Raw genomic sequence first — 23,258 nt, 5'->3', positions numbered from 1 at the left:
GGGAAAAACAACATGAGCCCACTTGATAAAGGTATGCCAAACCTGCGCGGCCAAGACGGAGAAGGCTCCGTTCAGGTCCAACTGGACAACGCAGACAAGATCGAAGGCGCAAAGGTTTTTGCCGTTTACGGTAAGGGCGGGATTGGTAAATCCACCACGTCATCAAACCTCTCCGCGGCGTTCTCCAAGATGGGCAAACGCGTTTTGCAAATCGGTTGTGATCCCAAGCATGACAGCACATTTACACTGACGGGTAAGCTGATCCCGACTGTGATCGACATCCTCAAAGAGGTGGATTTCCACCCTGAAGAGCTACGCGCAGAAGATTTTGTGTTTGAAGGTTATGGTGGTGTGAAATGCGTTGAGGCCGGTGGCCCACCCGCAGGTACGGGTTGCGGTGGGTATGTGGTCGGCCAGACCGTGAAATTGCTCAAACAGCATCACCTTCTCGAAGACACTGACGTAGTGATTTTTGACGTGCTGGGTGATGTGGTCTGCGGTGGCTTTGCTGCCCCTCTGCAACACGCCGATCGCGCGTTGATCGTAACGGCCAATGACTTCGACAGCATCTATGCGATGAACCGCATTATTGCCGCCGTCGAAGCAAAGTCTGCCAACTACAAAGTGCGCCTCGCCGGTTGCGTTGCCAACCGCTCCAAGGACACTAACGAGGTGGACCGCTATTGCGAGACTGTCGGGTTCAACCGTTTGGCCCACCTGCCCGATCTCGATGCGATCCGTCGCTCACGTCTCAAGAAAAAGACGCTCTTTGAGATGGAACTCGACGACGACATCGCAGCAGTTCAAGCGGAATACATCCGTCTGGCCAATACGCTCTGGGCGGGCACCGATCCTTTGGCACCAAAGTCCCTGCCCGACCGTGAAATCTTTGATCTGCTCGGGTTTGATTAATGTCATATGAGGCCACCAGAAACCGCGTCGAGACATACTTCGACCGGACTGCGACCAAGACATGGGAGCGTCTGACCTCGGACGCGCCCGTGTCAGGCATTCGTGCGACGGTGCGCAAGGGTCGTGACGAGATGCGCGCAAATATCATTGCCGCTCTGCCTGACGATCTGCGCGGTGCGCGGATCTTGGACGCGGGCTGTGGCACGGGCGCACTGGCGTTTGAATTAGCAGAACGTGGCGCAGATGTGGTGGGCGTGGATATCTCTCCCCAACTCATTGATATTGCGACAAAGCGGAGACCACGCAAGCTGGACCGCAAGATCCAGTTTTCCTCCGGCGACATGCTCAACCCTGCTCTTGGCGCGTTCGATCATGTGGTCGCGATGGACAGCATGATTTATTACACTGCCGCTGACATCGCAAACATTCTGGACGGGATCGCCCCGCGTCTGTCGGGCAAGATGATCTTTACCGTTGCCCCGCGCACCCCACTGCTGATGCTCATGTGGCGCGCTGGCAAACTCTTTCCGCGTGCCGACCGTTCGCCGACGATGGTGCCGCACACACCCGCCTCCATCGCAAGCAAACTCACACGCGGCAAGCTGCGCGACATCGGTCGCGTCACGTCAGGCTTCTACATCTCGAATGCGTTGGAGTTCACGTCATGATGATCCCGACCAAGAAAGGTTTGAAGGCTCTCACCCTGCGCTCGCTGCCTTTTGCGGACGCGATAAGTGATGATTTGCCGCTGGGCCAGTTGATGCGCATGTCGCTGTTTCAGGTCTCGGTCGGTATGGCGGCGGTTATGCTGCTCGGCACGCTGAACCGCGTGATGATCGTCGAATTAGGTGTGATGGCGTGGATCGTGGCCATCATGATTGCCATTCCCGTTCTGGTCGCCCCTTTCCGTGCTCTGCTTGGCTTCCGTTCCGACACCTACCGCTCTGCGATCGGGTGGAAGCGTATTCCCTATCTCTGGTTCGGCAGCCTGTGGCAGTTTGGTGGCTTTGCCATCATGCCCTTCGGTCTGCTGCTCCTGAACGGTGAGCAAGCCGCCGGTCCTGCGTGGGCGGGTGAAGTTGGGGCCGCCCTCGCGTTCCTGCTCACAGGTCTCGGCATGCACATGACCCAAACCGCTGGCCTCGCCCTCGCAGCCGACCGCGCCACGGACGAGACACGGCCCCAAGTGGTGGCCCTTCTTTACGTAATGCTGCTGGTCGGCATGGCCGTGGCGGCGATTATCATCGGCACGTTACTGCGTGATTTCAGTCAATTGCGCCTCATTCAGGTTGTGCAAGGCACGGCTGTGGTCACTCTTGTCCTCAATGTCATCGCCCTGTGGAAGCAAGAACGCATGAACCCGATGACACGCGCAGAGCGCGAAGCGGCTAAACCTACGTTCTCGGATGCATGGCGCGACCTGACGACGAACAACTCGGCCAAGCGTCTGCTGGTCGCTGTCTTCCTCGGCACTCTGGCCTTCAACATGCAGGATGTCCTCCTGGAGCCGTATGGCGGTGAGGTGCTGGGGCTTTCGGTCTCGGCCACGACGCTGCTGACCGCGATGTGGGCTTTTGGCGCGCTCATCGGGTTCGCTTTTGCAGCGCGTTGGCTCAAGATGGGCGTTGACACCTACATGATGTCCGCACGCGGGCTGCTGATCGGGATCGTCGCATTCTGCGCGGTAATCTTTGCGGCACCACTGGAGAGCGGAACACTCTTCTTTGCGGGTGCCTTTGGCATCGGGCTCGGCTCCGGACTGTTTGCGATCTCAACGCTGACTGCGGCCATGACGCTGGAAACAGGCAGCCTTGCAGGTAAGGGTCTCGCCCTTGGCGCATGGGGTGCCGCACAGGCCACGGCCGCTGGTCTCTCGATCTTTATCGGTGGGGCGTTGCGCGATGTGGTCAATTCCGCTGCCATGGCGGGCACTTTCGGCCCCGGCATGCAAAACGCCACGACCGGCTATTCGGTGGTTTACCACATCGAAATCGGCCTTCTTTTTGCGACACTGATTGCGGTGGGTCCATTGGTACGGACGCGGCGCATTACGACTCCACAAGCAGGGCGCGTAGGCCTTGCTGACTTCCCTACGTAACGAAATCCCAACACGGAGGACCCCCTAATGGTTGGCACAGAATTTTTTGGAAACTTCGATCTGGCAAGCGCCGCAATCTGGCTCTTTTGGATCTTTTTCGCGGGGCTGGTGTATTATCTCCAGACCGAGAACATGCGCGAAGGCTACCCTTTGCAAACCGACGACGGACAAGAAGCGCCAAACCAAGGGCCTTTCCCCGTCCCAAAGGACAAAACGTTTCACTTGCGCGATGGGCGCGGTGTGCTGACACTACCCTCCGGCCAGCGCGGTGACCGCGACAATCTGGCGATGGAGCAGACGTCACAAGCCGCAGGCTCTCCTTATGTGCCCACGGGCAACCCGATGATTGACGGGATCGGACCTGCCGCATGGGCACCGCGCGAGGATCATCCCGAACTTGACGCGCACGGCCACAATAAAATTCAACCAATGAGCACACTGGAGGATTTTACCGTTTCCGCAGGCACAGATCCGCGCGGCAAACCTGTTGTTGCTGGCGACGGTGAAGTTGTGGGCCGCGTCACGGACATGTGGATCGACGTACCAGAACAGTATGTGCGTTTCCTTACGGTTGACCTCAATCCTGAAGGTACGGGGAAAACCTGCCTGATCCCGTTCAACTTTGCCAAGGTAAAGTCGGATCGCGTTGTTGTGCGCTCAATCTATGGTGCGAACTTTGCCGCTGTGCCGCAGATCAAGGCCGCGAACTCCATCACGCTGCTCGAAGAAGAGAAGATCATGGCCTACTTCGGTGGTGGCACGCTTTATGCTGATGCCAAACGCCTTGAGCCACAACTTTAAACAACAGCTTTCAGGCTGGGATAGCCACCAGCCCGGACACCACATTAGGGGACTACCAAAATGCATCACGATGACTTCAAATTCGAACCGGTTCACGGCCTTCCCGAAGCATTGCCCGAGGGAGAGCACATCCTGTGGCAAGGCGCGCCAACACCACTGCGCCTTGCGAAAGAGGCATGGAAGCTGAACTGGATCATGGGGTACTTCGTGGTGCTTGCAATCTGGCGCGCGGGGGTGTCTTCCGCCTCCGTGCCACTGCCCACTGCGATGGGCCACGGCGTTCCACTGCTTCTCGCGGGTGCTGTTGCCTGTCTGGTGATTTACGGTCTTGCCTATGTGCAGGCGAAATCGACAGTCTACACTCTCACAAACAAACGTGCGGCGATGCGCATTGGTGCGGCCCTCACGATGACGCTGAACCTGCCTTATGTTTGCATCGGGAATGCCGCGCTCAAGACATCCAAGAACGGCCACGGCACCATCAGCTTTGAGCTGATCGGCGATACGCGCATCAGCTATCTCATGACATGGCCGCATGTGCGCGCCTGGAACATTTCCAAGGCCCAGCCATCTTTCCGCGCCATCCCTGATGCCGCCCGCGTTGCCCAGATCTTTGCCGACGCCGCAGAAACCCGCGTGCACGAGCCCAAAATTGAACGCACCGAGAGCGCCCCAAGCGCCGTTGCAGCGGAGTAAGTGATATGAACCTTTCCCAAACCGCCTCCCTCGCCAACCAGATGAAAGAGCGTGACCGCGATATGGTCCCGCGTTTTCTGGTCATCGCCATGTTCGCCCTGATGGCAGCATCGCTGGCGCTTGTCTCCTTTGCCAAGCTGACGGGCATGCCCCCCACAGCCATCGCCAGCCTGCCAGAAATCGTGGCAGAACGCACAGTTACCTTTGCAGGCGACCGCAGCAGTGGTATCATTCTTCTAGACGAGTCAGGGGCGCAGATCGCATCATCATCAGAGAATAAAGCGGGCTTCATCGACGTGGTCTGGGTTGCTGTCATGCGCGAGCGCAAGGTACAGGGCACAGACGCCACCGCCCCCATCCGTATCGTGCGCCGGATAGGAGGCCGCGTGGATGTTATCGACGATACCACCGGCTGGACCCTCGAACTCATCGGGTACGGCAAAGACAATGTCGCAGCGTTCGCCACGCTGATCGACTGATACGCAACCATTGTTCAAGGGACTGAATATCATGGGACTATTTACAAGAACACGCGAGCAAGCGCCCTGCGAGGTCACGATCTCGCACCGCTTTGAAGAACTCTCCGCACATGTCAAATTCCTCAACGGGGCCGTCATCAACCCCGGCGATAGCGTGCTGGTGCACGGCGCCGAGATTATGGCCCCCTACGGCGAATTGGTCGTGGAAGAGCGCATCGCCACCATCACCCGCGCTTCGAAACTTGAGCAGATGTGGACCCGCGCCACTGGTGATTTCGAATTTATGGAACTGTGTGAGTTCTCCTTCTCCGAAGAGGTGATGTCATGAACGTCCAGAACAAACCAACGCCGTCCCATTCCGCCTATGCCGACACCGCAGAAGAGGCGATCGCCGCACAGGACGCGCTAGATTCCAAGATGATTACATCGGATGAAGCAACACAAGTCGCGATGCAGAATACGTTGCTGACCCCGCGTTTCTACACCACTGACTTTGCGGAAATGGACGCACTCGACGTGACGCCAGTGCGCAAGGATTGGGATGCCCTGATCGCAGAGATGCAATCTGACCCCAATAAAGGTCATTTCAAGAAAACCGACAAATGGCAGGCTGATTGGGAAGGCATGGAGCCAAAGCTCAAGGCCGAGTTCATCGACTTTTTGATTTCCTCCTGTACCGCCGAATTCTCGGGCTGCGTTCTCTACAAAGAGATGAAGCGCCGAGGCAGTAACTCAGACATCACAACGCTGTTCCAACTGATGGCGCGCGATGAAGCCCGCCATGCGGGTTTCATCAACGATGCGCTACGCGAAGCGGGTATTCGCGTGAACCTCGGCTTTCTGACACAGCAAAAGAAGTACACCTACTTCCGCCCCAAGTTCATCTACTATGCGACGTACCTGAGTGAGAAGATCGGCTATGCCCGCTACATCACCATCTACCGCCACTTGGAGGAGCACCCCGACAAAGTGTTCCACCCGATATTCCAATGGTTCCGCGAATGGTGCAATGACGAGTTCCGCCACGGCGAAGCCTTTGCCCTGCTGATCAAAACCGAACCAAAACTAACCGAGAGTTTCGTTAATAAACTCTGGATCAAGTTCTTCCTCACTGCCGTTTATTCCACCATGTGGGTCCGCGATCACCAGCGCCCTGTGTTCCACGAGGCGCTCGGCGTTGACGTGACATGGTATGGACAGGAAGTGTTCCGCAAAACATCCGAGGGTACGCGCCAGATCTTCCCGTTTGTTCTCGATATCGACCACGCACGCTGGCGTCCGAACCTCGACCGTATGGAAGCGGCCAGCCGCCAAGTCGCGGAAGGCAAAGCGCGCGGTGGCATCGGTGGCACCATCACCCGGCTGGGCGGCATGGCAAAAGCGGCCTACGCATTCGTCGCTCTCTTCACGATCCCCGCGATCAAGAACGAGGTCCCCGAAAGCACAGTGATGGAGCCGACGTACTAATGACATCCGCATGGTCCGCCGCAGCAATAGCACTTTTTGCCTGGTGGTTCTTCACCGGTGCAATTCTGCTTGTGGTGCGGCGGGCCGATGCCGGTGATCAGGTGGCGCATGGACGCAATGTGTTTTTGTCCGTACCGCTGTTTGCACTGGGGTTCGCGGGTCTGTGGATCAGCTCCCAAGCGATGACAGTTGCCAATGCTTATCTTGCGTTTGTCTCTGTGCTGCTCATCTGGGGCTGGATTGAGTTGGCATTTTTGTCGGGCATCATCACGGGACCCGAACGCCGCCCCTGCCCCGACACACTCACAGGCCACGCCCGTTTTGCCCGCGCATGGGATACAATCTCGCGCCATGAACTTCTGCTTGTCGCAGCCCTGCTCGCCGTTGCCATGATCTCCGCACATGCAGAAAATACCGTAGGCTTCTGGACCTATGTAATCCTCTTTGTTGCGCGGATCTCGGCCAAGCTTAATCTCTTTTTCGGGGTGCCTCGGATCAACACTGAATTCGTGCCAACCCCCCTCGACCATATCAAATCATACTTCCGCCAAGGGCCGATCACGATGGCCTTCCCGATTGGTGTCACTTTCCTGAGCGTTACGGCAGTTTGCTTTGCTGAGCGTCTCATCACTGCCGAAACTCAAGCCACAACGGTCGGCTTCTCTTTGCTTACAGCGCTCGCGGTTCTTGCCGCACTTGAGCATTGGTTGATGGTGGTACCCCTGCCCGATGCCAAGCTCTGGCGCTGGATGCTGCCCGACTCCGCGACTTCAAGACAGGACCAAACCAATGAACTTTGACGCGCTATTTAACGAACAGATTGACCAGCTTAAATCCGATGGCAACTACCGCTATTTTGCCGAACTCGAACGCAAGGCTGGGAAATTTCCGCACGCGTCTAATCACGTTGACGGCGAAAAGCGCGATGTGACGGTTTGGTGTTCCAATGACTATCTCGGCATGGGTCAAAACCCCCTGACCATCGCCGCCATGTGTGAAGCGGTCCAGCGCACGGGCACAGGTGCAGGCGGTACGCGCAACATTTCCGGCACGAACCACGACCACCTTTTGCTTGAGGCCGAGCTGGCTGATTTACATGGCAAGGAGGCGGCGCTGCTGTTCACTTCCGGCTATGTCTCCAACTGGGCGGCCCTATCCTGCCTCGGCTCACGTCTGGAGAATTGCGTGATCCTGAGCGATAGCGGCAACCACGCCAGCATGATCGAAGGCATCCGCCACTCCAAGGCCAAGAAGGTTTTGTGGAAGCATAACGATGTGGCCGATCTTGAAGCCAAGCTGGCCGCCTTGCCCGCGAACGTTCCGAAGATTGTGGCATTCGAATCTGTCTATTCGATGGATGGCGACATCTGCCCGATGCGCGAAATTGTCGAAGTCTGCGAAAAATATGGCGCGATGAGCTATCTCGACGAAGTGCATGGCGTCGGCCTCTACGGTCCGCGCGGTGGTGGCATTTCCGAGCGTGAAGGTCTGGCCGATCGTATCACTCTGATTGAAGGCACACTTGGCAAAGCATTTGGGGTTGTCGGCGGGTATATCACCGGCTCTGTCGCTCTGTGCGATTTCATCCGCAGCTTCGCCTCCGGCTTTATCTTTACCACCGCCCTACCCCCCGCCATTGCGGCGGCGGCGCGTGCCTCCATCATGCATCTCAAGACATCGCAAGACGAGCGGACGCGCCATCAGGTGCAAGTCGCAAAACTGCGTGAGCGTCTCGACCGCGCTGGCATCCCGCATTTGATGAACGACAGCCATATCGTGCCTGTGATGATCAAGGATCCGGTGAAAACTCGCATGTTGGCCGATTATCTGATGAATGAATGGGATATCTATGTGCAACCAATCAACTATCCTACTGTGCCAAAAGGGACCGAGCGGTTGCGCTTTACCCCCTCCCCTCTGCACACAGATGCGGATATCGAGCATCTGGTCAATGCGCTCAGCCACTTGTGGAAGCAGTGCGCCGTGAGCCACGCGGTAGCTTAAATAAAAAAGGCCCGCGTGATGCGGGCCGTTTCTCAAAATTGATGCCGCCGATCCTGATAACAGGGTCGGCAGTTTTTTCTTAGCGCCAGTCGAAGAAATCCGGCCCTGCTTGCGAAAGCAGCTTTTGCGCCATCTCTTTGCCGGCTTGTACTCCATCCTCAATAGGACAGCTCATCGCGTCATTCAGGGCCTCGGACCCGTCGGGCCGCAATACTTCACCGCGCAAATGCAGCGTGCCGCCGTCAAGTTCCGCCAGACCCGCAATCGGTGTCTCGCAAGAGCCGTCAAGCTCCAGCAGGAAGGACCGTTCCGCCGCAAGGCGCTGACCCGTTGGAATGTGATGGATCGCCTCCAACATTTCGGCGACGTTGGTGTCTTCGATGCGCCGCTCGATGCCGATCGCCCCTTGGGCAACGGCGGGCAGCATCACATCGGTTTCAATTGCGGTATGGGGAACATCGTCCATCTTGAGACGGCGCAGGCCCGCCATGGCGAGGAAGGTTGCGGCGGCAACTCCTTGGTCCAGCTTCATCAAACGGGTTTGCAAGTTGCCGCGGAATTCGACCACTTCCAGATCCGAGCGTTTGAGCATCAGCTGCGCACGGCGGCGCAGGCTGGAGGTGCCGACAACAGTTCCTGCGGGCAGATCAGCCAAAGACTTTGCCGTTGGAGAGATAAACGCATCGCGCACGTCTTCACGCGGCAGATAGGTATCGAGGATCAGCCCCTCTGGCTGGAGCGTCGGCATGTCTTTCATGGAATGTACAGCGATATCAATCTTGTGGCTGAGCATGTCGGCCTCGATCTCGCGGGTGAACAACCCCTTCCCGCCAATCTCTTTCAACGGGCGGTCGATGATCTTGTCACCAGTCGTTTTGATCACAACAATCGTAAATGCTTCGAACGGCAGATCAAACGCCTTTGCCAGACGCTCGCGTGTCTCATGCGCTTGGGCCAGGGCCAAAGGCGATCCACGGGTGCCGATCATCAGCGGTTGGGCGGGAGTGGGTAATTTCAATGTCATAAGTCATCTCTAACGGTGTAAACTAAACCTGACAACTCTTGTATCTTGCATGTGTTTTGACGCAAGGTGCAGGCAACCAAATTCAGTGATAGAGACAACATATGACAAGCCAGAAAACAATACTTCGCGCCCTCGCCGGTGAAACGCTCCCGACACCGCCGATATGGATGATGCGTCAGGCGGGCCGCTATTTGCCCGAGTACCGCGCCACCCGCGCCCAAGCAGGTGATTTTCTGAAGCTTTGCTACAATCCCGAACTCGCTGCCGAAGTTACGCTCCAGCCGATCCGCCGCTATGGATTTGATGCTGCCATTCTCTTCGCCGATATCCTGCTGGTCCCCCAAGCGTTGGGTGCGGACCTGTGGTTTGTGACGGGCGAAGGGCCGCGCCTGTCCACGATCACAACTCAGGCGGAACTGGACAAACTCGTGCCAGCGGATGCGATCCACGATCACCTCTCCCCCATCTATGAGACTGTGAAAATCCTGTCCAAGGAACTGCCTGCTGAAACAACATTGATTGGATTTGCAGGAGCACCATGGACTGTCGCCACCTATATGATCGCAGGCCAAGGGACGCCGGATCAAGGGCCAGCACACAAACTTAAGACCGAGAACCGCGCCGTGTTCGACAGCCTGATGGACCGCATCACTGAGGCCACAATTCACTATATGTCAAAGCAAATTGAGGCTGGTGCCGAAGTCGTCAAAATCTTTGATAGCTGGGCAGGGTCTCTGCAAGGCGATGATTTCATGGATTATTCGATCAAGCCGATGGCAAGAATTACAGCAGCACTCAAGGAAAAGCACCCCGGCGTGCCGATCATCGCCTTCCCGCGCGGCGCCGGTGAGCGGTATGTGGGAGCGCATGCTGCCACAGGTGCCGACTGTATCGCTGTGGATGATGGTGTGACTGCCGAATGGGCCGCCGAGCACGTGCAAACAGGCGGATGTGTTCAGGGCAACCTGAAGTCGTCGCATATGGTGTCGGGGGGTGACGCACTTGTTTCCGAGACACGCCGCACGGTCAAAGCCTTCTCCAAAGGACCGCACATCTTCAACCTTGGCCATGGCATCACACCAGACGCCGACCCCGAAAATGTTCAGCTTATGATCGACACTGTGCGCAACGGATAGTCTCTACGAGGCCGGCCCCTAGATCGGGTTGGCCTCGGCAAATGCCTTGAAGAACGCCAAGAATGCGCGGTCAGGATCACGCGGCGCGTCCTTGCCCTTGGCCCAATCGCGCCACTCCCCCTCCACATGATAAATGTCGAACCCAGGGTAGCGCAGGCGTGCTGTCTCGTAGGTATCGGGCCGCAACGCTGCCCCGCGAGTCTCAAGCCAGACAGGCCGCGGTCGCTGGGCATAAGCGCGTGGCTCCTCGCGGACGGTCTCTGTCCGCTCTTGGGTACGCGCCTTGCGCCCCACTTTGGAAAAGGTCAGTTCCCGCTCTACTTCAGCTTCTGATTTCGCATCTTTGCGCCACCAGCGCAGCTCGACATGGGTGACCCGCCTGCCCGTCTTGATCGGCACGACCTCGACCACATAATCGCTGAGCGCACAGACCTCGGCCACGGCAGGATCAATCGCGCGCAGTTTGAGGTTGGACCACGAGGTCAGCTTGCCCTTAGGCACCCCAAGGATACCACGTAGATCATCAACGCTGAATTTCTCATCAGACTTCCAGCGCAGGTTGCCGCGTTTCTGGATCATCTCATAGAGCGTCAACGCGTATTTCGAGCTAAGCGCGAACATCACTTCGCGTTGGAGGCGGGCAAACACGGTGCTGTCCTTGATAATGCGCCGGAGCCTCGTGGGGATTTCATATTCCAGCAGACCATCGCGGCGCGTCGTCTCGATGTTGCCGCCCAGAAGCTGCACCCGTTCAATCGCATCCTCGCCGTCGCGCTTCACCTTCACTTTGACGATGGAGCCCATAAGCCGCTCAATCGATTCACCCACACGGTCATTGGAGTTGTGTGAGCCCCGCAACTCAGCTTTGGCAATGACGTGGGTCACAGGCTTGTCGATGGCATCCCATGCGTTTTCCAAGAGTTGGTTATAGATGCGGCGATCAGCCAGCGTCAGTGGCGTGACCTCCACAAGGTCCACCAACTCACCTGGTTTCACCAGGCTTTCAGCATTGGGGCGCGCCGTTATGGTGCGGTAGGGTTTGGTTGCCATCTGCTCGCTTACACGTTTATTCTTACTTTTGTAGTCTGTTGCGCGTAAGGTATCAAGAAAATTGCCCATGGGCAATCATTGGGTAGTCACCCGAAAAGTAAGGTTAGAAAGATCCGATTTTGAGGTCCCGATTCGCATCACACTGTATTTTACCGCTTTTTTTCACTCTGCACAGCACCCGTACATTAACACCCGATATGTAAGGATTAAATTGCACCCCAAAACGTAAGAACAGCCACCCCAAGACGTATTGCCAGACCTCCCAATTCGTAAGTCAACCAGCCCCAATACGTAAGTTTAGAGACTAATATTCCCTTATTTCACTAGGGGTGCGTGCTATGAACAGAGAAGACTCCGAAGGAAGAACACAAAGAGGTTTTTCTTTTTAGGTTTATTAGATGAATTGACGGTTTGGGACTCACCCATATGATTAAACTTACTTTTTGGGTGTGAGCGCCAATGACAGGCTGTTACACGAAGATATCGCGGCATATTGCGATGCTTTTTCCACTCCTCTCATCAATGCTGACGAATTTCCAACTTTTTCGGGTAAACCTCCAAATATTCACACTTGAGCATTTGGCCTAGGCAGTTCATGATTCGCATATAATCATAACATGAGGAACTCATGGAGCAGCCTGTACTTCCCCCCGTCACATTGGCCGAGCTTGACCAGCTTTCAACGCGGGCCTCTACTGTCATCAATCGCTTGCGGGACCGATTATTTGCACCCGGAACAAGCAAGACGCTGGACCTACGCTTCACGGTCCGAAAGGCCGCTGACATGGTGGGTCGGAGCGACAAGCTTATCCGCGATGCAGAGGCTGACGGTCGCTTGCCTATGCCTGAAAAAGATCCCGATACAGGGCGGCGCACAGGTTATAGTCTTGCTCAAGTCAACGAGATGCGCCGTGTGTTCGGCACCGTACCTCACCGCGCCAGTGATGATCCTGCAATGGTCTTGGCCGTGCAGAATTTCAAAGGCGGCGTTGGTAAGTCCACGATGGTCTGCCACCTCGCCCAATATCTCGCGCTCAAAGGATACCGCGTTTGTGTGATCGACTGCGACAGTCAGGCCAGTACCACCAGCGTCTTTGGCCTCAACCCTGATATCGACGTCGATGAGGAGGAGGAGACGCTCTATCCTTTCTTCCGTCATGGGGGCCCCAAGACCCTTCATTATGCCCTGCGCGGCACCTACTGGCCCGGTATTGCGCTGATCCCTGCCAACCTTGGTCTTTATGATGCTGAATACGAGTTTGCCGCCCGCATGGCGCGAGATTCCAGCTTTGTCCTCGATAAACTCCGCGAAGGAATCGAGAGCATCAAGGACGAGTTCGACGTAATTCTTCTTGATCCACCCCCTGCCCTTGGCATGTTATCGCTTTCAGTGTTGCGTGCGGCCAATGCGATTGTGATCCCCGCGCCGCCCAATAACATCGATTTCGGCTCGACCGCGCACTTTCTCAAGATGATGGGCGCCACCCTTAACGAATTGGCAAGGGCTGGGGGTGCGCGCGATTATGCTTTTATTAAAATTCTCGCGACAAAGATGAACGACAGCAAGTCGGCCCATCAGGCAATCAAGCGGATGATGGATGCGGTTTTCCCGCATGACATGCTGAATGCGGTACTCAAAGACAGTGCTGAAATCGACAACGCCGCCGCCAATCTGGCTACGGTCTATGAGTTAACGGGGGCCTCCACGCGGACCGAGACGCACAAACGCTGCCGCGCCTATCTGGATGCGGTGAACGGCGAGATTGAGTTGCTCATCCGCAAGACATGGCCCAGCCACCACAAAAGCCTGCGCAAGGAGGGGCTGTTATGAGCAAAAAACATGACGCGATTTTTGACGATGTGCTGAGCGATCTGGACGGGCCAAGTACGCCAACAAGTGGCCGTGAATCTGCACGGTTTCTCAAACGCTCAACGACGATCAGCGACCGCATGTCTGGCGAGTTGGAAGAGAAAACACTGCGTTGGGTGGACCCGTCCGAGTGTCGTATGTGGGAACGCCATAATCGCGAATATACGCTGCTGAACGAGGAGAACTGTCGCGACCTGATCGACGGGATCAAGGCGCAAGGCCGTCAGGAATTCGCTGCTGTCGTGCGGCCGATTGATGACCCGGATTACAAATATGAAGTAATCTGTGGTGCGCGTCGCCATTTCGCTGTGAGCTGGCTGCGCGCGAATAACTACACCCAATTTAAGTACCTGATAGAGCCGCGCGAGATGTCGGATGAAGAGGCTTTCCGCCTAGCCGATATCGAGAACCGCGAGCGCGAGGATATCAGCGATTACGAGCGTGCCATTGACTACGCTGACGCCATTGCGCGGTATTATGGTGGTAAGCAGAAGGCGATGGCAGAGCGACTGGAAGTGAGCCAGCCATGGCTGTCGCGCTACCTTGCTTTGGCCTCTTTGCCTCAGCAGGTCGTGGCGGCTTTCCCGTCTATTCGCGATCTGAAAGAACGTCACGCCCGTGACCTTAAGCCGTTGTTGGCGCGATCAGTCACTGCCACGCCTGTTCTGGCACAGGCCGTCCGCCTTGAGGCGCAGCAACAAACGGCGCGCAATGGCCGCGGGCCTTTTGTGGACCCGGTGGATGTGGTCAAGCAGTTGCGTCAAGCTGCCGAAGCGCCAAAGGTGAAACCACCGGGTAAGACGGATGAGCAGACCTATCGCCGCTCTGCAGGGGAGAAGGGGATCACTGCGCGCAAGAAAGGCCGCAAGTTCCTGCTTGAGTTCGAGGAAAACCTGTCCGAAGCCAGCTTACGCGGTGCCTTGGACGTCTTCCTCAAAGACCGATTTGTGAAATAGCGGTTGCCCACGGGCAATATTATTGCAAACTATTGAAATATATCAAAAATGCGCCTTAGTCGGGCGCATTTTTTGCAAGATAGTCGAGAATAAGCTGCGCAACTTGTACCGGCGCTTCCTCATGGGCCAGATGCCCCAGCTTCTCCAACTGTGCATAGTCGACATGTGACATCTGCTTGGCCATCTCGCGTGATGTGGCGGCGGGCACGGCACGGTCATCTGTCGCAGCAATGAGCAGGCCGTGTATGTCACTCTGCGGGAGGTGGTTCAGGAGCACGCCAAGGTCCCATTGTGCCATCATTTGCAAGGTGGCGTTCACATGCCCTCTGTCGCTTATCAAAGCGCTGTAAAAGCGTAACTCCTCGGGCGGTAGCTTTGAGCCTGTTCCGTCAATGAGACGCTTCACCGAACGTGGATTGCCATTGGATGCGGTAAAGAGCCCCGCAATTCCGGGCATCATGGCAAGTGCCTTTGCCATTAGGGGAAACAGGATGCCGGCCACGCCTTTGAAGTGCGACAGTGCGGCGTTTATGCCGATGACCAATGGGGTAGGCGAGGGCAGGCGCGGCGCCAGATCAAACGCAACCGCAGCGCCTGCAGAATGCCCGATAATCGCATGGGGCTGCCAGTTTTCCTGAGTGCAAAGCGCCGCAATATCTTCGGCCATCGTTTCAAGGCCGCAACGTGCTTGAGCCCCCAAACGGGTGAAGCCCTGACCAGGCAGATCAATGGCAATTACGCGGTAGAATGGCGTGAGCAGAGGGATCAGGTGACGAAAGCTTTGTGTGGCGCCCCCCGCGCCATGCAAGAGCAACAGAAGGGGGCCGTCACCGGCATCCTGCACGTGCCATTTGTGCGGCTTGCATAGGACAAAGCGGGAGGTGTCGGCATGCGGCCAATAACTCTTATGGCGGTCCCACTCCACCGCTCAGGTTTCCAGCGTTTGCGCAATGGCGTTTGAAAGGCTGCGCGCATCAGCGCGGGGCAGGGCGATATAGGCACCCCCAAGGATATTGGCGATCTGGGCAAGGCCTGCCTCTGGCCGACGGCCTGTATCGATTACGATACTGTCGACATTCTCAGTACGCAGCCTGCGTGCGATGCTTTGGGCGTCAGTAGCGGCTTGAGCACGATTTGCCGTACCATCGAGAGCCATATTAGCGCGCCCGTCTGTAAGAGTGATAACTGTGGGCATCAGCCCTTTGCGACGCGCCTGAACCGCCATGTTTTGAGCAGCCATGAGGCCGGCGGCCAGCGGCGTTGCGCCCCCTCCTGGAAGGGCGGCAAGTTTGCGTTTTGTCTGAACCAGCGAACGTGTGGGCTGCAGCAGAACCTCCGCCTCCATCCCGCGAAAAGCGATCAGAGCCACATGGTCGCGGCGCGCATAGGCTTCGGCGAGAAGCAATTCGATCGCGCCTTTCGCCTCACCCATACGCGCCATCGCGGCAGAACCGGAGGCATCGACGGTGAAGATCAGCAAACGGTCGGAATGATCGATATAACGTTTATGGCGCAGGTCGCCGTGGCGGATGATCGGAGCCGTGCGGTGGGGGGCATCACGGCGGCGCAGGGTCTGCCACGGAATTGCCGCCCGCAGAGTTGCGATGAGGTCGACGCGGCCCTGATCATTGCCGACATCACGGGCGGGCAGAGGGCGGCCGCGGCGGTTACCAATCTTCTTTTGACCCGCACCGCTGCCCGTCGCACTTCGGTTTGCGGTGCCAGCGTTCAGCTTTGCCAAAAGATCAGGCGGCAAATTAGCGAGTACGGCATCAAGCAACATGTCTTGCGGCAGGCTGCCCATCGGCTCGGCCTGCTGTTCTGCATCCTCTGGGGGCGGCGGGTCATTAGGGGTTTCCCGAGTTTCCTCATCGGCGGGGAGTTGCGTTGCGCGGTGCGCTAAAACCAGCGCTACGGCGGCAGTAACATCATCTTGATCAGTCTCTAATCGGCCATTCAGCGCCGCATGTGCCTTTGCCGCGCGTAGAGCAAAACCAACAGCCCGCAAGCTGACAATACCCAAACGTACAGCGAGCAGCACCAGCGCTTCAGTGATGTCGTCAGTCGCCGTTACGTGGCCCAGAGAAAGGGGCGTGGGCCAGGTCGGCGGGCGACAAATCTCACTCAGCGCGCAATTTTCCAGATCAACCCGAAAGGCGATCCTGTCGGATAGGGCAGGGGGTATGGCCTCATCTTCAATCCCCTCATCCAGCGCGACAAGAGTGTGACCTTCTTGCTTATCCAAAGTCGCCGCCAGACGCGCCGCGATATAGGGTTCGGCGCGTTCTGCCATAGCAAGGACGAACAGACCGTTCTGTGCAAGTAAGCCACGGGTTTGCGTTAGCGTTCGAGAACCGAGGGTTGCGGAAACGTCGATACCCCCGTCAAGCGCTTCTGCCGTCATAGTGGGGTGGAGGCGGGTATGTGCCGGCACATCTGCCATTACTGCGTCCCGCACAGCACCGGCACGGGCACGGATTACCAGCCCACCGAGGGCGGGATCAAGCGCCAGCAAGGCCAACGCGGTATGGGCGCGCAGGAGGGGGGTCATCAGCTGCCTAAAGTCTCGGCTACGATACGCTCTACCCGCGTGCCAGAGCCTGCATCATCCAGCGGATCGCGCCGCATGCGGTGGCGCAGCGCGAGAGCGGCGACATCGCGGATATGACCGCGGGTAAGTGCCGTATCATCGCGGAACGCGGCATAGGCGCGCGCGGCTTTGAGTAGGGTCAATTCACCGCGCAACCCGTCAGAGCCGAGGGCGATACACAGCTCGGCCACATCGCGCAAACTCTGTTCTGGCGTGGTGAGCTTTTTCAGCGCAACACGGGCAGCTGTGATCTGGTCGCGTAGCATTCCATCCTCCGCCTGCCAGCGCACCATAAACGCGGTGTGGTCATTCTCATAAGCATCGCGGCGTTTGATGACCTCGATGCGTTCGTCAATGTCCGTGGGAGATGCCACGTCGACCGACAGGCCAAAACGGTCCAAGAGTTGGGGCCGCAATTCGCCCTCTTCGGGATTGCCCGACCCCACCAGAACAAACCGCGCGGCGTGACGGATAGACAGGCCCTCGCGCTCCACCACATTCTGACCGGATTGCGCCACGTCGAGGAGCAGATCGACAATGTGATCTTCAAGCAGGTTCACCTCGTCGATGTAGAGATATCCTCGGTTCGCTTTTGCGAGCAAACCAGGTTGAAATGCCTTTTCCCCGTTGGTTAGAGCCTTCTCAATGTCCAGCGCTCCTGTCACACGATCCTCTGACGCACCAAGGGGCAGATCTACAACGGGCGTCGGGATCTCATGCGTTTTGTCAGTGGTCACACCCGCCCAGTCGGGGCAATCGCTCATGCGTTCCGCATTCACGGGACAGCCTTCAACGGCCATAATCGGTGGCAGCAATGCGGCCAGTGCACGCACGGCTGTCGACTTGCCTGTGCCGCGATCCCCAAACACCAGCACCCCGCCAATGGTGGGATCAATCGCGGTAAGGATCATCGCGCGTTTCATGTCTTCTTGACCCACGATCGCGGAGAAGGGGAAGGGCTGTTTCATATCGTTTCTTTCGGGTGGAGAGGAGACACGCCGCCCCATGTGCCACGGTCGGACACGAGGGAAAAGCGGGCGTAGAGTTCTTCGGAAAACCAGCCGTCACTGCGGACCGCTTTGATTGCCTCCGCATGGGGGCCAGTGCGGGCAAAATTATTCATGGCAGCGGCATCGGGCCAGATGGAGAATGTCACTTGGTGTACCAAGGGTTTCTCCCCGATCCCCAGTTTGAACAGGACAGAGGGGTCCGTGCCGATCACAGCGGAGATGTTGGGAACACGCCCCCAGAAATGCCGCGCCATGCTCGGCTTTACGCTGGCACGGGTAAGGGCGGCAATCGGGCCAGTGCTGGTGCTATCATTTGGAATGAACGGCTGTACGCCTGCCCAATCGCCACGTGCAGAGGTTGGCGACATATAGACGGTCCAATCCTCGACAGATTTAGCAGTATAGCGGGCAAAGACGCCGCGCCCTGTCTCATGCTTGGCTGTCTCTTCATCCGGCCAAGTGGCAAGAATCGCATAAACGCCAAAGTTCGGTTTGGGCGTGAACCCTTCGCCCGTGCCAGAGCCGCAAAGCTTCCAAAATCCGATGCCCTTGGTGCGCGCCATAGCTCCACGCGCAAGGCCCATCATGGCAAACGCCCAAAGGCGCGACCCAAGACTGCCGAAGCGGTAAAAGCTGAGGCTTACGACCTGCTGCACAATGCTAAATTCCCTAATGTGTCTATTTTAGTTTACACATTTGGTGTAAACATGAAAGAGTGTTCGTGAAAACCTCATCTCTAACAGACAGTATAAACAGCACCCTATGACAGATACCCAAACACAACCTGACAACCGCGCCATTGTAATCGGGGCAGGCCTTGGTGGCCTTGCTGCGGCGATGCGCCTTGGGGCAAAGGGGTATGCAGTTACTGTGCTGGATCGGCTGGATCGGACGGGCGGGCGTGGTTCGTCGATCACGCAGGATGGTCACCGATTCGATTTGGGGCCGACGATTGTGACTGTGCCGCAGGTGTTCGAGCAGCTATGGGCGGATTGTGGCCGTGATTTCCGCAAGGACGTTGATCTGCGACCGCTTGATCCGTTTTATGAAGTGCGCTGGCCCGATGGCACAAAGTTCGCCGCTTGCGGGGATGACGAACGGATGTTTGCCGAAGTCAACAAAATCTCCCCACGCGATTTGAAGGGGTACAAACGGTTTCTCAAGGACAGCCATGCCCGTTATGTTGTGGGGTTTGAAGGGATGGTCGCCAAGCCGATGCACCGCATTTGGGAGACGATCAAGGTTTTGCCCAAGTTCGCGATGTTGCGGGCCGACCGTTCCATCTATGCCCATGCGGCGACGCGGGTTAAGGATGAAAAGCTGCGCATGGCGCTGTCGTTTCACCCGCTGTTCATTGGCGGTGATCCGACGCATGTGACTTCGATCTATGCGCTGGTGGGGCATCTTGAGAAAACCTATGGCGTGCATTACGCAATGGGCGGTGTGCAGGCGATTGCTGATGGTATGGCCGATGTGATCCGCGGCCAAGGTGGCGTGATCCGTCACAACGTCGAGGCGGATGAAATCATCGTCGCAAATAACAAGGCGCGCGCTGTAACTCTTACAAACGGGGATCGCGTTGAGGCGCCCCTGATTGTGAGCAACGCAGACGCGGGCCATACCTATACCCACCTGCTGCGCAATCATAAGAAAAAGCGTTGGACCGCGCCCAAATTGCGGCGCAAGCGGTGGTCGATGGGCCTGTATGTCTGGTACTTCGGCACAAAAGGCACGGCAGAGCAGTGGCCTGATCTGGGCCACCACACGATCGTCAACGGCCCACGATTTACGGGGTTGCTCAATGATATTTTCATGAAGGGCAAACTGTCGGATGACATGAGCCTGTATATTCACCGCCCTTCTGTGACCGATCCCACAGCTGCGCCGAAAGGGGACGATACCTTCTATGTCCTCTCACCTGTGCCGCACCTTGGCTGGAAAGATGCCGTGGATTGGAAGACTGAAGAACCCATCTACCGCGAGAAGGTTGCTGCCGAGTTGGAAAAACAAATGCCTGGCTTCCGCGACAAGATCACGACCGAGCTGGTCTTTACCCCCGAAGAATTCCGCGACCGCTACTTGTCGCCCCATGGTGCTGGCTTCTCGTTAGAGCCGCGCATTCTGCAATCCGCATGGTTCCGCCCCCATAACGTGAGCGAGGAGGCGGGTGGCCTGTTTCTTGTCGGTGCAGGCACGCATCCTGGTGCAGGTCTGCCCGGTGTTGTGTCCAGTGCTGAGGTGCTGGCAAAGTTGGTCCCTGACATGGAAGTCATCGCCGACGCACCACGATTGGCCGCCGAATGATTGCCCCCGCTGACCTCGAACATTGCCGCAATGTGATCCGGACGGGGTCGCTGTCCTTCCATGCGGCGTCGAAATTACTGCCGTCTTCTGTACGCGATCCGGCCCTTGCGCTCTATGCCTTTTGCAGGCTTGCGGATGACGAAGTGGATGAGGGGTTCGAGAAGGGCAAAGCTGTGATCGAGCTGCAAGAGCGTCTTGATCTTGCCTATGCTGGCACGCCCAAGGATGCTCCCGAAGACCGCGCCTTTGCCGCGATCATCGAGCAGTTCGACATGCCCCGAGCCCTACCAGAGGCTCTACTTGAAGGCCTCGCATGGGACGCGGTTGAACGCCGCTATCACACGCTGTCGGAGGTGCGTGAGTACTCTTCCCGCGTGGCCTCTGCCGTGGGGGCGATGATGTGTGTGTTGATGCACGTGCGGGATGCCGATGCTTTGGCGCGTGCCTGTGATCTGGGTGTGGCGATGCAGCTCACGAATATTGCCCGCGATGTGGGTGAAGACGCCCGTGCAGGTCGTATCTATCTGCCGCTCGATTGGCTGTCGGATGAAGGTATGAATGTCGATGATTTCTTTGCCGCGCCCGAAGCCACACCCGAAGTGCGCCGCATGGTGAAACGTTTGCTGGCTGAGGCACGCCGTCTCTATATCCGCTCCGAGGCGGGAATTGGTGCCCTCCCTATGAGGGCCCGCACAGGAATTTTCGCCGCACGGTATATCTATGACGGGATCGGTGGTGCGCTGCGCCGCAACAATCACGATTCGATAAACTTTCGCGCTCGGACGACCAAAGCACAGAAAATAAAACTTATCGGGAAGGCAGGCATACGCGCCGCCGCAACGGTTGCCCTTCCCCGCTCTCCGATAATTTTTGCCAAGCCGTTGCCAGAAGTCGCTTTTCTGGTGGAGGCAACCGCGTATAAAAACACTGCAAAAACCACCCGCATGGATGGGCTGATGGATGTGATGGCAGAGCTTCGTGCGCGCGAACTTGCGAAAGCACGCATGCAAGGGGTGGCGGCTGAGTAAACAGCCGCTATGTAGGGCACATGGACATTTATCTCTTTGCGATCTTTCTCATGGCGTGTGGTGCTGCGGGTGCCACTGGTGCCGTGTTCACTCCGGGTGCGTGGTACCAATCTCTGGATAAACCGTGGTTTACTCCGCCAAACTGGGTCTTCCCTGTGGTTTGGACCAGTATCTATTTGCTGATCTCCTTTGCGGGTGCACGCCTCGCTGTGATTGATGGCAATGCATATGCCATGGCCTTCTGGGCAGCCCAAGCAGCTCTGTCCACACTCTGGACACCGCTGTTTTTTGGTCTGCGCCGGATCAAAGGGGCGCTATTCGCCATGGGTCCGCTGTGGCTTAGCGTCCTTGGTTGCACATGGTCCGCGTTCTCGTTGGATTTCTGGGCTGGTGCTGCCTTCATTCCTTATCTGATCTGGGTCACAGTCGCGGCAGCGCTCAATGTTGAAATGCTGCGCCTTAATCCAAATGTCACAGCGCTCACATCCGAAGAAATTGAGTAGCACGGGGGCCGCCAAACCCGCTTTTCTACCTTGCATTTAAACCTAAACCCGACTGCGCGAAGGGTGCTGGCAACCGCTAAAATGTCCAGCCTTTGCGCCGTGGTACCCGTACGGCCAGCATCGGCTTGAGCAAGGGCTGCTTGTATCGGTTCAGATCCAGCGCCTCGTGCACCCCCTGCACAGTTTCACCATTCACAACTGTCTCGACGACGGAGCGGGAGTAGAAGGGCGCGTCCAGCATCGCTTTAATTTGGCGCGGTGTTGTCCCAGCGTCGGCGCGTGTTTCGCGGCGCAGCGCCCAAAGCGTGCGTTTAAACGGTGTCCGCCCAGGGGCCTTCGTGAGCTTGGCCTGACCGTTGCGGTCAAATGCGATGGCCGCATCCAGTGATGTTCCATCTCGGCGGTCTGCATCATAAAAGCATGTCGCGCCATCGCGTGTAGGATAGCGCCCCCATGTCCAATAGCTGAAATCCTTCTCCAGCGGGCGCGTGCCAAAGTTGGCATCGAAATAGCCATGCCCGCTCCATTGCCAACCCTTGGCCTCCAGATCGACCTTGATCCGTGAGGAGGGGGCGAAGGGGCGCCAGACATGCGCCCCGTCAGTGGTGAGGGGCAATTCCACGTTGGTCACGGCTTCGGGTGTGATGGTGATCTGTCCGCGCACGCGGGAGATGATCGGGGGCGATGAAATCTCGTTAATGTCGATGACCAGCTCCTTGCCGTTCCAGTACATCGACGATGGCCCAACGCGGAGCATGTCGGGTGTCGCTTGCAAGGCTGCTTCGCCGCGATCCGTCATGGTGAAGCGTCCGCCAGCACCATAGGTCGCCACGTTGATACAGCAGTTATCGGCAGGATTGGCGCGCCCTGACCAATGATACCACGGTGAAAATACCGACCCGATAAAACCGATGACCGAGACGGCGCGTGTCCCGCAGTCGCTTACGCCGTCGACATACCACCATGCGTAGCCACCTTTGGGGACGTCGAGGTTAAACATAGGTCGGTCATGATCGCTGCGGCCGCATGCGCGGCGGAGAGCGTGGCCATCGGCACCCCCGCGCCCGGGTGCGCCCCGCCCCCCGCCAGATAGAGGCCCGCCATTTTGGTCCGCGCCGTTGGACGGGCAAACGCCGCCATCATCCCCGCTGGGGATCGCCCGTAGAGGGATCCGTTTGACGCCGGAAACAGGGCGCTGAACCGCGGTGGTCCTGTCAACGTACTGGTGGTTGGCTGTTGGTCGAAGCGCAGACCAAAGGCCGCCAGTCTGCTGAAGATCAAGGTCTGACATTGGTCGCTCTCCTGAGGGGGGATAATTGCATCATCGGGA

General features: G+C 57.4%; 23 protein-coding genes and 1 pseudogene. 16 read left to right on the top strand and 8 right to left on the bottom strand.

Annotated features, from left to right (window positions below; genetic code table 11):
• Positions 1-12 precede the first annotated feature (12 nt).
• Genes bchL through hemA form a run of 10 tightly spaced genes read left to right on the top strand, consistent with a single transcriptional unit; the run spans position 13 to position 8,457 of the window.
• Positions 13-912 carry a ferredoxin:protochlorophyllide reductase (ATP-dependent) iron-sulfur ATP-binding protein gene (bchL, locus tag Q0775_RS19275; RefSeq protein WP_298865050.1) on the top strand — a complete coding sequence of 300 codons (900 nt, stop codon included), beginning with the start codon at positions 13-15 and terminating at the stop codon, positions 910-912.
• On the top strand, positions 912-1,580 hold the full coding sequence (gene bchM, locus Q0775_RS19270) for a magnesium protoporphyrin IX methyltransferase (protein ID WP_298865047.1): 669 nt from the start codon (positions 912-914) through the stop codon (positions 1,578-1,580). Before bchL ends, bchM begins: the two co-directional genes overlap by 1 nt.
• The gene (locus Q0775_RS19265) at positions 1,580-3,010 is read left to right on the top strand and encodes a PucC family protein (RefSeq protein ID WP_298865117.1); all 1,431 of its coding nucleotides are present in this window, start codon (positions 1,580-1,582) and stop codon (positions 3,008-3,010) included. Before bchM ends, Q0775_RS19265 begins: the two co-directional genes overlap by 1 nt.
• 27 nt (positions 3,011-3,037) lie before the next feature.
• Positions 3,038-3,811 carry a photosynthetic reaction center subunit H gene (gene puhA, locus Q0775_RS19260; RefSeq protein WP_298865045.1) on the top strand — a complete coding sequence of 258 codons (774 nt, stop codon included), beginning with the start codon at positions 3,038-3,040 and terminating at the stop codon, positions 3,809-3,811.
• A gap of 60 nt (positions 3,812-3,871) precedes the next feature.
• A complete protein-coding gene (gene puhB / locus Q0775_RS19255; protein WP_298865042.1) occupies positions 3,872-4,507 on the top strand; it encodes a photosynthetic complex putative assembly protein PuhB in 636 nt (211 codons plus the stop codon).
• 5 nt (positions 4,508-4,512) lie between these two features.
• Positions 4,513-4,986, top strand: coding sequence for a photosynthetic complex assembly protein PuhC (gene puhC / locus Q0775_RS19250; protein ID WP_298865039.1), 474 nt, complete (start codon positions 4,513-4,515; stop codon positions 4,984-4,986).
• 31 nt (positions 4,987-5,017) lie between these two features.
• Positions 5,018-5,314 (top strand): hypothetical protein, encoded by a 297-nt coding sequence (locus Q0775_RS19245; protein WP_298865036.1) that lies wholly within the window; start codon positions 5,018-5,020, stop codon positions 5,312-5,314.
• The gene (gene acsF / locus Q0775_RS19240) at positions 5,311-6,453 is read left to right on the top strand and encodes a magnesium-protoporphyrin IX monomethyl ester (oxidative) cyclase (RefSeq protein ID WP_298865033.1); all 1,143 of its coding nucleotides are present in this window, start codon (positions 5,311-5,313) and stop codon (positions 6,451-6,453) included. Before Q0775_RS19245 ends, acsF begins: the two co-directional genes overlap by 4 nt.
• The gene (gene puhE, locus Q0775_RS19235; RefSeq protein WP_298865031.1) at positions 6,453-7,253 is read left to right on the top strand and encodes a putative photosynthetic complex assembly protein PuhE; all 801 of its coding nucleotides are present in this window, start codon (positions 6,453-6,455) and stop codon (positions 7,251-7,253) included. Before acsF ends, puhE begins: the two co-directional genes overlap by 1 nt.
• Positions 7,243-8,457 (top strand): 5-aminolevulinate synthase, encoded by a 1,215-nt coding sequence (gene hemA / locus Q0775_RS19230; protein ID WP_298865028.1) that lies wholly within the window; start codon positions 7,243-7,245, stop codon positions 8,455-8,457. Before puhE ends, hemA begins: the two co-directional genes overlap by 11 nt.
• A 79-nt stretch (positions 8,458-8,536) precedes the next feature.
• On the opposite strand, the gene hemC is transcribed toward hemA, so the two are convergent.
• Positions 8,537-9,481 (bottom strand): hydroxymethylbilane synthase, encoded by a 945-nt coding sequence (gene hemC, locus Q0775_RS19225; RefSeq protein ID WP_298865026.1) that lies wholly within the window; start codon positions 9,479-9,481, stop codon positions 8,537-8,539.
• Positions 9,482-9,582: 101 nt separating this feature from the next.
• On the opposite strand from hemC, the gene hemE reads away from it, so the two are divergent.
• The gene (gene hemE, locus Q0775_RS19220; protein ID WP_298865023.1) at positions 9,583-10,617 is read left to right on the top strand and encodes a uroporphyrinogen decarboxylase; all 1,035 of its coding nucleotides are present in this window, start codon (positions 9,583-9,585) and stop codon (positions 10,615-10,617) included.
• An 18-nt stretch (positions 10,618-10,635) separates the two neighbouring features.
• On the opposite strand, the gene Q0775_RS19215 is transcribed toward hemE, so the two are convergent.
• On the bottom strand, positions 10,636-11,736 hold the full coding sequence (locus Q0775_RS19215; protein ID WP_298865020.1) for a replication initiation protein: 1,101 nt from the start codon (positions 11,734-11,736) through the stop codon (positions 10,636-10,638).
• Positions 11,737-12,295: 559 nt separating this feature from the next.
• Between Q0775_RS19215 and Q0775_RS19210 the strand changes: the two genes are divergently transcribed.
• Positions 12,296-13,498: an AAA family ATPase gene (locus Q0775_RS19210; protein ID WP_298865017.1), complete on the top strand. Its 1,203-nt coding sequence runs from the start codon at positions 12,296-12,298 to the stop codon at positions 13,496-13,498.
• On the top strand, positions 13,495-14,493 hold the full coding sequence (locus Q0775_RS19205; RefSeq protein WP_298865014.1) for a ParB/RepB/Spo0J family partition protein: 999 nt from the start codon (positions 13,495-13,497) through the stop codon (positions 14,491-14,493). Before Q0775_RS19210 ends, Q0775_RS19205 begins: the two co-directional genes overlap by 4 nt.
• 55 nt (positions 14,494-14,548) lie before the next feature.
• On the opposite strand, the gene bchO is transcribed toward Q0775_RS19205, so the two are convergent.
• From bchO to crtA, 4 genes are read right to left on the bottom strand one after another with little or no spacing between them, the layout of a single operon-like run.
• A complete protein-coding gene (gene bchO / locus Q0775_RS19200) occupies positions 14,549-15,418 on the bottom strand; it encodes an alpha/beta fold hydrolase BchO (RefSeq protein WP_298865011.1) in 870 nt (289 codons plus the stop codon).
• 3 nt (positions 15,419-15,421) lie between these two features.
• Positions 15,422-17,044, bottom strand: coding sequence for a magnesium chelatase subunit D (locus tag Q0775_RS19195; protein ID WP_298865009.1), 1,623 nt, complete (start codon positions 17,042-17,044; stop codon positions 15,422-15,424).
• Entirely contained in the window at positions 17,044-18,051 is a 1,008-nt protein-coding gene (bchI, locus tag Q0775_RS19190; RefSeq protein WP_298865006.1) for a magnesium chelatase ATPase subunit I, read from the bottom strand. Before bchI ends, Q0775_RS19195 begins: the two co-directional genes overlap by 1 nt.
• Positions 18,048-18,749, bottom strand: coding sequence for a spheroidene monooxygenase (crtA, locus tag Q0775_RS19185; RefSeq protein WP_298865001.1), 702 nt, complete (start codon positions 18,747-18,749; stop codon positions 18,048-18,050). Before crtA ends, bchI begins: the two co-directional genes overlap by 4 nt.
• A gap of 106 nt (positions 18,750-18,855) precedes the next feature.
• Here crtA and Q0775_RS19180 point away from each other — a divergent pair, with 106 nt between their 5' ends.
• Genes Q0775_RS19180 through Q0775_RS19170 form a run of 3 tightly spaced genes read left to right on the top strand, consistent with a single transcriptional unit; the run spans position 18,856 to position 21,928 of the window.
• Complete coding sequence (locus tag Q0775_RS19180; RefSeq protein WP_298864998.1) at positions 18,856-20,397, top strand: phytoene desaturase; 1,542 nt, start codon at positions 18,856-18,858, stop codon at positions 20,395-20,397.
• Positions 20,394-21,425 carry a 15-cis-phytoene synthase gene (crtB, locus tag Q0775_RS19175; protein WP_298864995.1) on the top strand — a complete coding sequence of 344 codons (1,032 nt, stop codon included), beginning with the start codon at positions 20,394-20,396 and terminating at the stop codon, positions 21,423-21,425. Before Q0775_RS19180 ends, crtB begins: the two co-directional genes overlap by 4 nt.
• A gap of 20 nt (positions 21,426-21,445) precedes the next feature.
• Positions 21,446-21,928 carry a TspO/MBR family protein gene (locus Q0775_RS19170; protein WP_298864992.1) on the top strand — a complete coding sequence of 161 codons (483 nt, stop codon included), beginning with the start codon at positions 21,446-21,448 and terminating at the stop codon, positions 21,926-21,928.
• Between the two features lie 76 nt (positions 21,929-22,004).
• Here Q0775_RS19170 and crtC read toward each other — a convergent pair whose 3' ends face one another.
• A complete protein-coding gene (gene crtC / locus Q0775_RS19165; RefSeq protein WP_298864989.1) occupies positions 22,005-22,928 on the bottom strand; it encodes a carotenoid 1,2-hydratase in 924 nt (307 codons plus the stop codon).
• Positions 22,871-23,258: pseudogene (locus Q0775_RS19160) on the bottom strand (methoxyneurosporene dehydrogenase); the annotation flags it as partial. The pseudogene Q0775_RS19160 and the gene crtC, both read right to left, overlap by 58 nt.

This window comes from uncultured Sulfitobacter sp. (genome assembly GCF_947499945.1).
GTDB lineage: Bacteria > Pseudomonadota > Alphaproteobacteria > Rhodobacterales > Rhodobacteraceae > Sulfitobacter.
This window is presented reverse-complemented; position numbering and strand designations above follow the sequence as displayed.